This window comes from Nocardia sp. NPDC052112 (assembly GCF_040680135.1).
GTDB lineage: Bacteria > Actinomycetota > Actinomycetes > Mycobacteriales > Mycobacteriaceae > Nocardia.
The window spans coordinates 471,716-485,232 of record NZ_JBFAWD010000006.1; the positions used below are offsets into that span (position 1 = coordinate 471,716).

Annotated in this window: 12 protein-coding genes; 8 read left to right on the plus strand and 4 right to left on the minus strand. The window is 66.6% G+C overall.

Features of this window, described 5'->3' with window-relative positions; genetic code table 11:
• Positions 1-53: 53 nt before the first annotated feature.
• Entirely contained in the window at positions 54-1,400 is a 1,347-nt protein-coding gene (locus AB0L58_RS14945; protein ID WP_364386641.1) for a wax ester/triacylglycerol synthase family O-acyltransferase, read from the plus strand.
• 34 nt (positions 1,401-1,434) lie between these two features.
• Here AB0L58_RS14945 and AB0L58_RS14950 read toward each other — a convergent pair whose 3' ends face one another.
• Together AB0L58_RS14950 and AB0L58_RS14955 are read right to left on the minus strand one after the other, a co-directional pair.
• Positions 1,435-2,352 carry a universal stress protein gene (locus tag AB0L58_RS14950; RefSeq protein WP_364386643.1) on the minus strand — a complete coding sequence of 306 codons (918 nt, stop codon included), beginning with the start codon at positions 2,350-2,352 and terminating at the stop codon, positions 1,435-1,437.
• 409 nt (positions 2,353-2,761) lie between these two features.
• Positions 2,762-3,541 carry an enoyl-CoA hydratase-related protein gene (locus AB0L58_RS14955; RefSeq protein WP_364386645.1) on the minus strand — a complete coding sequence of 260 codons (780 nt, stop codon included), beginning with the start codon at positions 3,539-3,541 and terminating at the stop codon, positions 2,762-2,764.
• A gap of 71 nt (positions 3,542-3,612) precedes the next feature.
• Between AB0L58_RS14955 and AB0L58_RS14960 the strand changes: the two genes are divergently transcribed.
• Positions 3,613-3,927, plus strand: a complete 315-nt coding sequence (locus AB0L58_RS14960; protein WP_364386707.1) for a helix-turn-helix domain-containing protein — start codon at positions 3,613-3,615, stop codon at positions 3,925-3,927.
• 33 nt (positions 3,928-3,960) lie between these two features.
• On the opposite strand, the gene AB0L58_RS14965 is transcribed toward AB0L58_RS14960, so the two are convergent.
• Both AB0L58_RS14965 and AB0L58_RS14970 read right to left on the minus strand, forming a co-directional pair.
• Positions 3,961-5,145: an Ig-like domain-containing protein gene (locus AB0L58_RS14965; RefSeq protein ID WP_364386647.1), complete on the minus strand. Its 1,185-nt coding sequence runs from the start codon at positions 5,143-5,145 to the stop codon at positions 3,961-3,963.
• Between the two features lie 208 nt (positions 5,146-5,353).
• On the minus strand, positions 5,354-5,497 hold the full coding sequence (locus AB0L58_RS14970; protein ID WP_364386649.1) for a hypothetical protein: 144 nt from the start codon (positions 5,495-5,497) through the stop codon (positions 5,354-5,356).
• Between the two features lie 170 nt (positions 5,498-5,667).
• On the opposite strand from AB0L58_RS14970, the gene AB0L58_RS14975 reads away from it, so the two are divergent.
• The 6 genes from AB0L58_RS14975 (at position 5,668) to AB0L58_RS15000 (ending at position 12,822) form a co-directional block, all read left to right on the plus strand.
• A complete protein-coding gene (locus tag AB0L58_RS14975; protein ID WP_364386651.1) occupies positions 5,668-5,997 on the plus strand; it encodes a hypothetical protein in 330 nt (109 codons plus the stop codon).
• Positions 5,998-6,024: 27 nt separating this feature from the next.
• Positions 6,025-6,420, plus strand: a complete 396-nt coding sequence (locus tag AB0L58_RS14980; RefSeq protein WP_364386653.1) for a hypothetical protein — start codon at positions 6,025-6,027, stop codon at positions 6,418-6,420.
• 278 nt (positions 6,421-6,698) lie between these two features.
• Entirely contained in the window at positions 6,699-8,945 is a 2,247-nt protein-coding gene (locus tag AB0L58_RS14985; RefSeq protein WP_364386655.1) for a hypothetical protein, read from the plus strand.
• A complete protein-coding gene (locus tag AB0L58_RS14990) occupies positions 8,942-9,445 on the plus strand; it encodes a hypothetical protein (protein ID WP_364386657.1) in 504 nt (167 codons plus the stop codon). Before AB0L58_RS14985 ends, AB0L58_RS14990 begins: the two co-directional genes overlap by 4 nt.
• 9 nt (positions 9,446-9,454) lie before the next feature.
• Positions 9,455-11,917, plus strand: coding sequence for an Hsp70 family protein (locus AB0L58_RS14995; RefSeq protein ID WP_364386659.1), 2,463 nt, complete (start codon positions 9,455-9,457; stop codon positions 11,915-11,917).
• Entirely contained in the window at positions 11,917-12,822 is a 906-nt protein-coding gene (locus tag AB0L58_RS15000) for a hypothetical protein (protein ID WP_364386661.1), read from the plus strand. Before AB0L58_RS14995 ends, AB0L58_RS15000 begins: the two co-directional genes overlap by 1 nt.
• Positions 12,823-13,517 lie beyond the last annotated feature (695 nt).

Below are 13,517 nucleotides of genomic sequence, written 5' to 3' on the forward strand. Positions count from 1 at the left end.
ACTGTCCCAGCCGCGGGTACCGGCTGCCACCATCGAGCTGTTCGAGGTTGACCATGACCGAACTGCGACCGTTGGATACGGGATTCATGGAGTTGGAGGACACCGACCGCCATATCAGCCTGGGCATCGGCGCGGTGGCGATCGTGGTGGGCCCGCCGCCGACGCGCGAAGAGTTCGGGGCGAGAGTGGCCGAGAGGCTCGAGCGTAACGCCCGCCTGCGGCAGCGGGTGCGCAGGGCGCCGCTGGACCTGACCGCACCGATATGGGACGACGACCCGAATTTCGATCTGGCGCACCACATTCGGTGGACCGCGCTACCGGAGCCAGGTGACGAGTCGGCGCTGCGCGAACTGATCGCGACGGAACTGGAAGAACGGCTCGACCGCGATCACCCGCTGTGGCAGTGCGTGGTCGTCGAGCGTTTGGCGGGTGATCGCTGGGCGATGATCGTCAAGGCCCATCACAGCATGGTCGACGGTATCTCGGGGATCACGTTATTCGAGGGCCTGTGCGACCGGCCGGAGGAAAACGGTGGCGTGCGGGGTCCGCGCGCGGAGAATCGCGCGGGAAGTGGCCTATCGGGTGTGCTGGCGAAGGGGATCCGGCTGCCGATGGTGGCGCCGCGGCTCGCGGTCTCGGTGGTGCGCGCGCTGGTGCCGGTGGTGTACGCCGCCGTCGCGCCGACTGCCACGTCCTCGTTGAACGGGCCGATAGGACGGCAACGCCGCTATGTGGTCGCCCGCGCTTCGCTGCCGGAAATTCGGGAGATCGGTGCGGCTTTCGATGCGACGGTCAACGATGTCGCGCTCGCGGCCATCGCCGCGGCTTATCGGGCCGTATTGCACAAGCGCGGTGAGGAGCCCACACCGGGCAAGCTCCGGATTCTGGTGCCGATATCCGTGCGCCCGTCGGACGCGAAATATGTCATGGACAACAGGGTTTCGGCCATGCTTCCGTACCTGCCCGTCGACATCGAGGATCCGGTGCGGCAGCTCGTGGCGGTGCACGAGCGGATCTCCGAGCATCGCGCGAAAGGGGAGGCCGAGGCCGAGAAGTCGATGCTGTCGATGGCCGAATGGCTGCCCTTCGCCGTTGTGGCCTGGGCGTTCCGGCTGGCCGGACATTTCCCGCAGCACAGCGTCGGTGCCCTCGCGACCAATGTCCCCGGGCCCCGCCGACCACTGACAATGCACGGCCGCGAAGTACTGGAAATCCTGCCCTGCATCCCGATCGCCATGCGCCTACGTACCACGATCGCGATCCTCAGCTACCGCGAACGACTCGTCTTCGGTATTACCGGCGACTACGACAGCACCCCCGATATCGACCTGATCGCCGAAGGTATCGAACACGGAATCGCCGAACTGCTGGCCGCGGCCCGCGTTCCGCAGATCCCCTGACCTACCGTCACCGTCCGCGCGCTGGTGGTCCGGACTACGTCGGGTGGACCACCATGACCGGGCACTGTGCCCGCTGCACCAGCCAATTGCTGGTCGAGCCGAGCAGCAGTCCGCGGAAACCGCCGCGCCCGCGGCTGCCGACGACGATCAGCTGAGCCGACTTCGACCAGTCGAACAGGTGCCGGCGCGGCCCGGTGGCGAAGACCTTGCGGGTGAGGGTGACGTTCGGGAACTTCTCCTGCCAGCCCGCGAGACGCTCGGCCAGCAGCGCGTGTTCGGCGACTTCCAGGTCGACGATCGGGATTTCGAGATACTGTTCGCCGGCGAATTCCCCCTCGGACAGATCACTCCAGGCATGGATGGCGACGAGTTCGGCATTGCGCTCGCCGGCCTCGGCGAACGCCGCGACGATCGCCGCCTCACCGACAGGACTGCCGTCGACACCGACAACGACGGGTCCGGTATCGCGGATGCGTTTTCCGGTGCCGGCATCGCGCACCACCACGATGCAGCCGTATCCGTGGCTCGCGACCGCGAGCAGGGTGGATCCGATGTGTGCGAGTGTGCCGACGCCCGAGGTCGCGCCGATGGCGACCAGGTGCGCGCTCTCCGACAGCGCGATGAGCAGCTTGGCCGGATTCGCCTCGGAGAGTTCAGTGGCCACCTCGAGGTCGGCGGCGACCTCATGTGCCAACCGCACGGCCGAGGCCAGGATGCGCTCGCCGCGCGCACGCACCTTCTCGGCGACTCCGGGCGCCATGACGTCATAGCTGCCGAGGAGCGAGCGGCTGGCGGCGGTGTCGATGGCGTGCACGATACGCAGGCGGCGACCGCGGTGCGCCGCGGTCTCGGCGGCCCAGCGAACGGCCAGCTCGCCGGTGCCGGAGCCGTCGGTGCCGACCACCACGGCGGCCGACGCCAGCTCATGCGGATTATCGTGGTGCGCGGTCATATCCGGTGCCTCGTCGAGTTTCGATGAGTTCGGCTACTCATACGGTAGAAAGCCGAAGGTCCGCGGGCTGCTGGCTTTGGTCCTCGACCCGAGGGGCGATCGGCAACTCGACATGGCCGACCAGGGCGGCCGGCCGCGCCGCGTGGGCCCTCGGCTCTGTCCGCACCGGCGTTCGAGCGATATACGCGATGCATCTGACATACATGGCGTATGCGATATTCACGTCGTAGACCGACGATCCGCAGCAGGCGTGCAGCCGAGCAGCCGATCTCCTGGGCGGGTTGGCCACCGGCACGTCAGGCTCCGCCCATGTCGGCAGCCCGCACTTCAAGGCCGCAATCAGCGAGCTGCCTGCCGGCCTTCCGCAGACTCCGCGCATCATCAGCCAGTCAATCGATGCCGCCGACCGCTAATCGCGCCACAAGGGCGGGCGCTTCTCCAGGAAGGCCGCCATCCCTTCGCGGGCGCCGGGAAGCTGGGCAGCGGCGGCCATGACTTCCAGGGCGAGGGCGTAGGCGTCTGCTTCGGGGCGGTCGAGTTGGCGGTAAAGCGTACGTTTGCCGAGCGCCTTGCTGGCCCGGCTGCCCCGAGTAGCGCGGGCGAGCAACTCGCTCACGGCGGTGTCCAGCTCCGCGTCTGGCACTGCTCGGTTGATCAAGCCCCACTGTTCGGCAGTGTGGGCATCGATCGGGTCGCCGGTGAGGGCGAGTTCCATCAGCCGTTTGCGGCCGACGGCGCGGGCCACCGGCACCGCAGGGGTGTGGCAGAACCAGCCGCCCTTGCCGCCGGGGAGCGCGAACCCGGCCGATTCGGCGGCGACAGCCAGATCGCATGAGGCAACCAGCTGGCAGCCGGCGGCCGTGGCCAGACCGTGCACGCGGGCGATCACCACCTGCGGCACCGACTCGATGGTCGACATGAGCTCGGTACACAAAGTCAGCAGTTCCCGCACGCCGAGCAGGTCACGCGCGGCGACGTCGGCGAAATCATGTCCCGCCGAGAACACCGGACCGTGCGCCCCGAGCACTATTCCGGTGGCGTCGGTCTCGCCGGCGGCCCGGAACGAGGCGAGCAACTCGGCCAGATGCTCGCCCGACAGCGCATTGCGCCGGTCCGGCCGGTTCATGGTGATGCGTACCGTGTCGCCGTCCCGCGCGACCAGCACATGCCGATACTCCAAGGCGGTCATACCTCAACCGTAGATCTCCCCAGGCGACGACACGACACCTCGGGTTCGGTTTCAGGGCTCGACTTCCTGCACTGCGGCATCGGCTTGCCCGTCGAGAACCGCGAGGAGGATCGTCCGGCACATCGACATGCCCGACAGATGCCCATGCAAATCTCGGTTGGTCTCTGCGACAGGTCCAACTGGCATTGCACAGCACCGGTACGACACCGGGGCAACTGATCCGCAGCGAGCGGCTGGATCGGGCGCGCCGCCTTCTTCGCGAGGCTTCCGCCGACCGCACCGTAGCCGAAATCGCCTACGCCAGCGGTTTCCGCTCGCTCAGTGCCTTCGGCACGTCGTTCAAAGGGCAGTTCGGCTTGACACCGCATGAAGCACGCAGCCGGTAGAACTGTCACCGAGATGGAATTCGGTGACCGGGGTCATGTGTGGGCGCCGCCTTGAAGCCAGTCCGCCCAGGGGATGCTCCAATCGCCGTTCTGCCAGATGTCGAGGGGGTCACCGCCGGTGTTGCGCACCTCGACGACGTCGCCTGGGATGACGAAGTCGTAGAACCATGCGGCATCGTTGGGGGAGATGTTCAGGCAGCCGTGTGAGACGTTGGTGTTGCCTTGGGCCCACATGGTTGCGGCCAGTTCGTGCACGAAGATTCCGTCGTGGCTGATGCGGACCGCGTGGTTGATGCTTGTGCGGTACCCGCCGGAGCTGGCCGGAAGGCCGTAGCTGGCGGAGTCCATGATCACCGGGTTGTTTCGGTCGAGCACGGTGTAGATGCCGGGCCGGGTCCAGAACGACAGGTATCTGCCGCCGACGACCGCGGTGCCGCCCTTGCCCATCGATGTGGGCATGGTGCGCACCAGATTCCCGTTGTCGAAGACCTCGATCTGTTTGGTGTCGTCGTCGGCGATCGCGACGTGTGCGGGGCCGATGACCACCGACACCTGTTGGTCGCGCACGCCGTAGCGGCCCTCACCGAGCGGGTATCCGAAGAGTTCGGCGGCGATCGTGATCCTGGTTCCCGGTGCGTGATACCGCTCGGGCCGCCAGTGTGCGTTCTGATCGTCGAGCCAGTACCAGGCACCGGTGACGGCGGGCTGGGTGGTGACTTTCAGGTGGCGTTCCGCGGCTGCCCGGTCAACGGGTTGGTCGAAACTGGCGACAAGCACGAAACCCACTCCGTAGGTGTCGTTTTCGACAAGTTCGACGAGATTGGCGGAGCGCAGGGAGACGTCGATGAGCTGTTGGGGATGTACCGTGGTGCAGGTCGTCGTCGCGGTGACGTCGCCGGATTCGCCTTGCGCAACAGCTTTCGCGGTGTAGGTGTGTCCGTAGCCGAGTGGTTCGGCGCTGGTCCAGGTTCGATGATCGGGTGCCGGTGCGCCCGGCAAGGATCTGCCCGTTTCGTCGATCCATTCGACCGACCGCAGTGTCCCGTCGGTGACGGTGACCGAGCCGGGGCTGCGCGCATCGACGTCGTGGGCGCCGGGTGGGGGATCGAATCGGAGTGTGGCAGGTTTGGGGGGCGCGGGTTCTCGCCCACATCCGGCCAGGGCCAGGCCACCCGCACCGGCGAAGCTGATCAGTAGCCGACGACGTCCCAATGCCACCGTGTATCTCCCTTCGCTGAGTGCAACAGGGCGGACTGCTGTCCGTCAGCATGTGGTAGCTACATGCTTGCTGAGGCGATAACGAGCGGAATCTCCACCGATCCGTCGCACAACCGACACCGTTCCGCGATCGATCCGGGCTGCTCGGACAAGCTGGTTATGGATGGTCTCGAGACCTGGACGGTCACACGGTCCGCGGGCAACCGGCTCAGGGCCGCACGACGGTGACCGGACTGATCAATGACTGCTCGGCAGCCGCCGTGGGCAGCCGATCCATCTGCTCGATCGCGCCCCGGCTGCCAGGCACGCTGAGCGAGATGATGGCATCGAACAGCTGGTCCTGTGCGCCCAAGGGTGCGGTCGACGCCCCAGCGAGAAATCGAGGAAGCCCGGTGAGGTGGGGCGATACCCACCCCATGGGTGGCTATCGCCAACCGCGCAGGTGACCGAATCTATTCATGCACGCCGACGAAGTCTCACACGAGGAAAGACAGGTATCCTTTGCGTCTCATCGCCGTCACTGTGCTTACCGCAGTCATCGCCGGGCTCCTGGTGCGCTGGTTGGTGATTCCAGAGCGGCGTCGCAGCCCGGCCCCTCTCCCGAACGGGCCACATCTCGTTTACCCCCAGCTGCCTCCGATACGGCTGCGCGGCCCGTTCATCGCACTCACGGCGCTCTGGTCGGCGCTGCTGATCACCGAGATCGCAACGAATCCGGACGCGAGCAACGTGCTGCTTTATATCTATTTCCTCGCGCTCGCCGCTTCCGCGGTCAACCTCACCACGTTCCATCTCCAGTGGCGGTTCGCGGACGGAGTCCTGGACCATCTTGCCCAGACTGCGGGTAGGTGAATCATGGTCGTGGCCACCATCGTGTGCATGCTCGTACCAGCTGTTGTCGGATCTGTGCTCGTGTGGCGATACATGCGTCCGGTCCGAGTGTTCGAATCTGCCGACAAGGGTACGAATCGGGAGATCGGCCGCGCATTGAAGGTCCGCGAGCTACCCCCGGACGCGACCGCCGGATCGTGGATCCCGCGCCTCGAACAGGCGCAGGACGCAGCCTCGCGCCAGCGCATGCTCCATAGCGGGCTCGCCGCGCTGTTCATGGTGCTGCTGGCCATCGGCCTCGGAAGCGGTCTGCACCCGACAGACTGGCGACTGTACTGGTACTCCCTGTCGGTCGTCGGTTGGGCATGGACCGCATACGTCGCACATCGCAACGCGCGCACCGCCGATCATCTGTTGCACCAACTGGGTGATCTCTCGGTCTGACTCGTCGGCTCCTGGTGAGCGTGCGTCGCGAGCTCGGTGCGGAATGCTGCGGTCCAACTCACCTGGAGTCCGACAGCCACCAACTCGGACCGACTCAACAGAGCGCCTTGGCTTTTCCAGCGCTCGGTGCAACATCCGTATCGGCCGACCAATGCCGATCTACCACACAGTCGACCCACTTGCAGACCAAGCGGTCTGTTGGTCCGGACCGGTCCCGACAGCCGTCGATAGCGTCATGGAGACGGATCGGCGGCTGAACGGCGAGTGAGGTGGAGTGGGTGGCGAGCGACGCGATCACGACACGGCTGCGAGCGGTCGCCGGTCCACAGCTGTACCAGCACAACGCATTTCGAATCACCGGTGTGCCAACCGACGCGGACCGCCCCTTCGTGCGAAACCGCAGGCAGTTGGTGGTGGCCGCGGCCGCAGCCGGGGCCGACATCGATCTCGGCGACGCACTGCCGGTCAGCGAGGCACAGGCCCGAGCCGCCTTCGACGTGCTGCTGGACTCTCGGCATCGGCTGATCGACGAGGTGTTCTGGCTGTGGGGCTCCTCGGTCACCGTCTGTGGGTGCGTTGCGCGACTGCATCGCGATCATGACAGCGCGGTCAGAAAGCACAGCGCGGCTCTGGATTCGACGCATACCGCGGTCGCGCTCGGTGATACCGAACTGTTGCGCCAGCAGTGGTCCGACGCCGCGCAGTCGTGGCGCACGGCGCTGCGACGGACCGCGTTCTGGGATCATCTGCGACACCGGATAGCCGCGCTCGACGATCGTGGGCTCGACGCGTCCGTGATCGACCAGTTGCGTGCCGAGGTACCGGTTGCCTTGCTGAAATCACTGATTCTGCTGGTGGTTTCGGCACCGGAACGGTATGGCTGGCTGGTCGATGAGGCGCGCGCGTGGCCGGTCCCCGAGCAGGTGGTCGACGACGAGTGGGAGCAGGCGGCCGAACCCTGGTACCAATCGGCGGACAACACCTTGACCGCCGCATTCCCGCTGCTGCATCAGCGAAACTTCCCGGACGCCGCCGCACTGGTGGAAGGCGACGCGCTCGCGGATTTGCGCCGACTGGAGATCGTGGTGCCGTCGGCTAAGCACCGCCGCACCGCGACGCTGCGCAATCAGGCCGCGGTATTGCTGAACAATTGCGCGCTCGGGATCCTCGATAACGCCGACGTCCGCGAGGTGGACCTGGCCGAGACCTGGTTCGACATGGCGCTGGACCTGACCACCGACCCGCAGAGCCGGGCGACGATCGTGGCGAACTCCACGGAAGTGCGTCGTGCCCGGCTGCGGATGCGAACTCGCAAGCGCGCGAAAGTGAGCCAGGACCAGGTGCGCGACCGCGCTCGCCAGCGCCTGCAGGAGGCACGAGCAGAACGTATCGCGCGCGAGCAACGCTGGCGAGAGGAACGCGAGCGCTGGGCGCGGGAACTGCGCGAGCGCGAAGCGAAGCGCAGGCAGCGGGTCGAGCGGCGCCGCCGGGCGCGGCAGGAACTGCTGGCGACGCTCTTGCGTTCGCTGAAACAAGCGCTCCGGGCCGGGCAAGCGGTCGCGCTGGGCAATCAACGGAGTCGAGGTGTATCCGGGTACGGCGGGCCCCTTGGCGGATTCGTTGAACACGTGCGGTTCGATCGCGTCGCCGTCGCGGTGTTCGTCGGCACAGCGATCGCGGTGTTGTGCGCGCTGGCGATGGCCGGGCTGGTGGTGCGCGCAGTGTCCGCCGATCCGGCATCCGGCACCGTGAACTTATTCGCGGCGAGGGTATCCGACAATGCCCCGATCGGTACGTGCATTGCCACCAGGGAAAGCTGGGACGACGACAAGTCGGCGGTGCGCGTGGTCGACTGCGTGCAGCCGCACTGGGGCGAAGTGCTCGGTTATCCCGCGCTGGCGCCGGTTCCCGCACCATATCCGGGCGACGATCAGGTCGGGGCCCTTGCCCGGTTTCGCTGCCGCCTGCTGATCGCGGGGCAGGGACTCGATGAATCCGGCTACGTGGCATCGAATGTGGCAGCCCCGCAACAGGATTGGAATACCGGCGGCAAGCAGTACCAAAACTACGCCGCCTGCGTCGTGCATCGCGTCGACGACTCGACAATGGTCGGCAGGACAGTGGATCCGAGTGCCGCCCATCACGCGTCTGTGCCGATGCCGCTGTATGCCGGCAGTGCCGCACAGGCCCCACCGGTGGGTTCGTGCATCGAAAGCCGCGGCGACTACGACGGCTGGTTGAGCTCGCGTATCGCTGATGTCGCTGTCGTCGGCTGCGAGAGCCCGCACTGGGGCGAGGTGCTGGACTATCCGGTAGTCGCCAGCCTGGCGGCGCCCTGGCCGGGCCAGGACGTGGTCCTCGCCGCGGTTCGTGGCTCATGTGCGCGGATAGCTCTGCCACCGGGCTTCGACTTCTGGAACCTCGCTCCAGCCCAGTCGTGGTGGGATCCGCCGCACCGAAGCAGGCTCGGCGTCTGCATCGCCGCGCGGGTGGACGGCAACTCGACCACGGGGAGCGTCAGATGAACGGACTGACCTGGTTGCGCGCGGAATTCCGGCAGCACCGATACCACCGCGCATTCCGTATCGCCGCACCGATGTGGGACGAACCCGGCCGCGAGCGGCTACGGCAATTACTGGCCACAGCCGACACCCAGGTCGGGGCCCCGCTCGACGAGCGCGCCCTCGCCGATGCCGCCACCAATGTGTGGCGGGCCGAACGCAAACTCCGCAAAGCGCCCGATTGGCAGGACGCATCGGCCAGGCAGGCGCGCCGCTATCTGACCCAGAGTCGCGATGCACTGGCTGCCGCCGAGTTGGTGGTGCAGGAGCACGACGGCGATGTGCTGCATCCCGGCCGTTCACTGGATGTGCTGGCCTACCAGGACGATCCCACGGTGTCGGAGGAGACCGTCACCGAAACCGTGCGGCCCACAGTCTATTTCCAGAACAGGCGAATTCAGCTGGGGCAGGTGATCGTCGGCCGACCGGTCGGGGATCGAGCCGACCTGTCCGAGGCGGAGTAGAGGAGAAAGATGAGCGACACCATCGATGTCGGGATCGACCTCGGCACGACCAACAGTGCGATCGCCGTAGCCGTGAACGGTGAAGTCGCGGTGATCAAGGACGACCACCATCAGACCGACATCATTCCGTCGGTGGTGTGGATTCCCCAGGCAGGCCAGACCCATGTCGGCATGTCCGCTCGCCGCCGCGCCGAGGCCGATGTGGACAATACGGCTTCGGAATTCAAGCAGGTCATGGGTTATGCGGACACCTCGTTCACCTTCGCGAAGGCCGGCTTGTCGCTGACACCGGAACAATTGTCGGCGCAGGTGCTCCAGGCGTTGCGCCAGAACTTCGCGAAGGTCCGCGGCGACGCGCCGGATATCGCGGTGATCACCGTGCCCGCCGCCTTCGCGCTGAACCAGCGTGAGGCCACGCAGCGGGCAGCCGAACTCGCGGGCATGAGCCGGCAGTGCCCGCTTGTACAGGAGCCGACCGCGGCGGCATTCGCCTATGGAGTGCGTGAAAGCGCCGAGCCGGGGTACTGGTTGGTATTCGACTTCGGCGGCGGCACCTTCGACGCCGCCGTGGTACAGCGCACCTCCGACGAACTGCGGGTGCTCAACCACGCGGGTGATCGCAATCTCGGCGGCAAGTCGATCGACTGGGCCCTGGTCGAGCGAATCCTTGCCCCCGCGGTGAGCCGCAGGCTGGGTTTGTGTGATTTCACTCGGGGAAACCGTGCGTGGTACGCCAACTTCGGGAAACTGAAGGCGGCCGCCGAGGAGGCGAAAATTGTCCTGTCGCAGAGTGATTCGGCCTATGTCGATGTCTCGCTGGAGATCGACCGCAACAGCCGCGAGGACTTCGAGTACACCTTGTGTCGGGCCGAACTGGAAGCTCTTGCCGACCCGTTCTACGCCAGGGCCGTAGCGTTGGCGCGCTCGGCCGTGACCGAGGCGTCCTTGCAGCCCGACGATATCGATCGGGTCCTGCTGGTCGGCGGTGCCACGCTCGCGCCGGGACTGCGACGATATCTGGCCGACACCCAGACCGGTCTCGGCATCGAGCTCGACTTCGGTCTCGATCCGACCACCGTGGTCGCGCGCGGCGCGGCATTGTTCGCGAGTACGGTCCGGCGCCCCCGTACCCGACTCCGACCCACCGAGCCGGGCGAATTCGCGCTCGATGTCACGCATGAGCCCGCCGTCACTGTCACCACACCGGTGGTTGCCGCGCGCGTGAGTTCCGCACAGCCGACCGACTGGACGAAATATTCGGTGGTTTTGAGCAACCCCACGAGCAAACCACCGTTTCGTTCTGCGCGAATCGCGTTGAACGCCAAGGGAGCTTTTACGGCGGTGGTCGATATCGATGCGGATGAGACCACCCGGTTCGGTGTGGAACTTGCCGACGCGGCGGGCACACCGTGCCGGCTGACACCGAGCGAATTCTTTCTCACCCACCGGTCCGGTCCCGAATTCGGTGGTGTGCCGCTCGCCGATTCCCTTGGCGTGCAACGGGCAGACGGCGGATTCACGGTCTTGGTGGGCAAGGGCACAACCCTGCCTACCACCGCGCGCAAGACATTCCGGACCTCGGATGCGTTGCGCCGCGCGGACATCGACGCGGTGCTGCGGATCCCCGTCGCCGAAGGCTCGCGCAGCCGGGGTGATCGCAACCGGCAGGTAGGCGTACTGGAGATCCGGTCCAAGGATATCCACATCGATCTCCCGGCGGGCAGCGAGGTCGAAGTCACCTTCGAGGTGGATACCTCGGGTGTGGTTACGGTGATAGCCGATATCCCGTTGGTGGACGTTCAGGCCGAAGCCGAAATCAACCGGGGCAGCCTCACCCCGCCGAAGCAGCCGGAACTGCGGGCGCAACTCTCGGAGGTCGAACAGCGAATTGCATTGTTGCCCAAGTCGGATCCGGCCCGCGGTCGAGGGCAGCGACTCGACGAGGAGCGGGCCCTGTCGACACTGCGCGAGCAGGTCGACGCCGCCTCGGTGAGCGACAGCGCGGCGCTGGCCGCCGAGGAAGCGATCCGGGATCTGCACGCCGAACTCGACGATCTCGCCGAGGCAGCCGCGATCCCTGCCCTCAGCGCCGAGTTGGAGTCGATGCTCGCCGAGTGCTCGACTCGGGTCGATCAGGTCGGCGATGGCGCCGATCGTTCGACGCTGATGGGCCTGCGGGCCCGCGCCGCGGACGCCATCGCGGCACAGGACACCGCCAGGCTGCACAAACAGCTCGACCGGGCCAAGGATTTCTACATCGAACTCGCACAACGGGATCCGGACTTTCCGCTGCTCGTATTCGAAAACCTGCAGTGGGCGCTGCGGTCGACGCCGCAGGCGGGGCCGCTGATTCGACAGGGCGCCCGTGCGGTGGCTCGCGACGATCGCCAGGAGTTGGTCTCGGTCATCCATCAACTGCGCCAGTTGCTGCCGCCGGATATCCGGGAAGCGGATATCGGAGTCAACGAGTAATGGGCACCCCGCTCAGTTCCACCGTCAGTGGGCAGCTGACCCTCAGCCGGGCCGGTGCCGCCGCCAGGACCGGGGAGCTCGATCGGGCCGCCCGACTGCTCGACGGACTGGACGAACAGGATAGAGCGGATGCGGCAGTGCTCGATCTGCGTGCGCGAATCCATGCCCAGCAGGGTGAGTTGGTGGCGGCGGACCGGTGCTGGGCGCGGTTGCAGGCCATGGCGCCGCACCACCGGGGTGCCGCCGAGGGGCGACGGGTGATCTCGCGAATTACGAAGGGCGCCATGCCTGCTCGGCCGCGGATGCGTCCCGGGACGGTTGTCGTCGCGGCCGTGGCGGCAACCTCTGTGCTGGCGGCCGGCGCCGTCGGCTGGGGCCTCACTGCCCCGGACCGGCCACCTGTGGCCAGCGCCCGCCCGGAGTCGGATACCGGGCACAACGACCCGATGGCACGGCAACTCGCCGCCCTCGAGGCGGAGCGGAACGCCGCTGAACGGCGCGAGCGCGTCCTCGACACGATCGCCGCGGCGATGCCGATGCCGGGCGTTATCGTCCATCGCGGCACCGAGTACGTCGAGCTCGCCTTCGAAACCGGTTTGTGCGCCGTGGATGCCGCGGCGATCAGCGCCGATGGGGCGGCGTTGCTGCGGGAGATCGGGCGCAGATTGGCCGATCTCGTGGTGACGACAACTGTTATCGGCCACACGATCGCGACTCCCGGAGACGAGTCGGGCGGGTCCTGGCTCGGACTGGCCCGTGCCGAGACGGCGGTCGGCTATCTGATCGATGGTGGCAAGCTGCCGCTCACCGCGTTCACGGTGGCCAGTGCCGATCAGCAGGACGGCCCCTTCGACGAGCCCGCACGAAATCGCACCGTGACGCTGCTGCTGCGGGTCGCGCGATAGTCGCGCGTCAGTCGTCCGGATGGTCGAACAGGATCTTGGTGTGCACATGCCCTGCGGGATGCATGAATAATGCAGTCCGGCAGGGCATTTCACTGCTGGTCCGTGGCGCACAGCGGATGAGTATGCGATCGGCTCAGATCGCTACGGCCCCGACGAGCAGACCGGGCGCGCGGACAATTGCGGTCACCAGTCGGGCCGCGGCGGCCAAATGCTGGTCAGCAACGGCAGCCAGCTACCCGTCGGCGGCAACCAGCTACCGGTCGGCGGCAGGTGAAAGAAACCAAAGGACATCGGGGACCTCTCGATACTCGACAATTCGCGCAACTGCGAATTGTCTCGGGCAGGCATCGCCCAGCCCGAAAACTCGGGACACGGCGGCAGCGGAAATGCCCGACGGCCGAGTCGAATTCCGAAGCAGCGCAACGAAACAACTCGAATCCCCGGCATTTCCGCCAGCGCACACGGTAACCGGCTGCCCGGCGCCCGGCCAGATCCAGAACGGAACTCATAAGCGATACACAGCCGGCTGCTAGGTTCGGCACATCGAACAGCAACTGTGGGCCGGCCACCGGTGTCGGGTTCGATCCGGCAGACTGCTGTGAGATCAGCCGGCGATGCCGGCGAGTTCGCGCTTCTTGGCTTCGCGGGCGAGCATGCGGTCGCGCTGCTCTTCGAACTTGACGACGTCTTGGCCC

Excerpts from the sequence above, each read along its gene's own strand:
- AB0L58_RS14945 (WP_364386641.1), top strand. The coding sequence starts at position 54 with ATGACCGAACTGCGACCGTTGGATACGGGATTCATGGAGTTGGAGGAC.
- AB0L58_RS14950 (WP_364386643.1), bottom strand. The coding sequence starts at position 2,352 with ATGACCGCGCACCACGATAATCCGCATGAGCTGGCGTCGGCCGCCGTG.
- AB0L58_RS14955 (WP_364386645.1), bottom strand. The coding sequence starts at position 3,541 with ATGACCGCCTTGGAGTATCGGCATGTGCTGGTCGCGCGGGACGGCGAC.
- AB0L58_RS14980 (WP_364386653.1), top strand. The coding sequence starts at position 6,025 with ATGCTCGTACCAGCTGTTGTCGGATCTGTGCTCGTGTGGCGATACATG.
- AB0L58_RS14990 (WP_364386657.1), top strand. The coding sequence starts at position 8,942 with ATGAACGGACTGACCTGGTTGCGCGCGGAATTCCGGCAGCACCGATAC.
- AB0L58_RS14995 (WP_364386659.1), top strand. The coding sequence starts at position 9,455 with ATGAGCGACACCATCGATGTCGGGATCGACCTCGGCACGACCAACAGT.
- AB0L58_RS15000 (WP_364386661.1), top strand. The coding sequence starts at position 11,917 with ATGGGCACCCCGCTCAGTTCCACCGTCAGTGGGCAGCTGACCCTCAGC.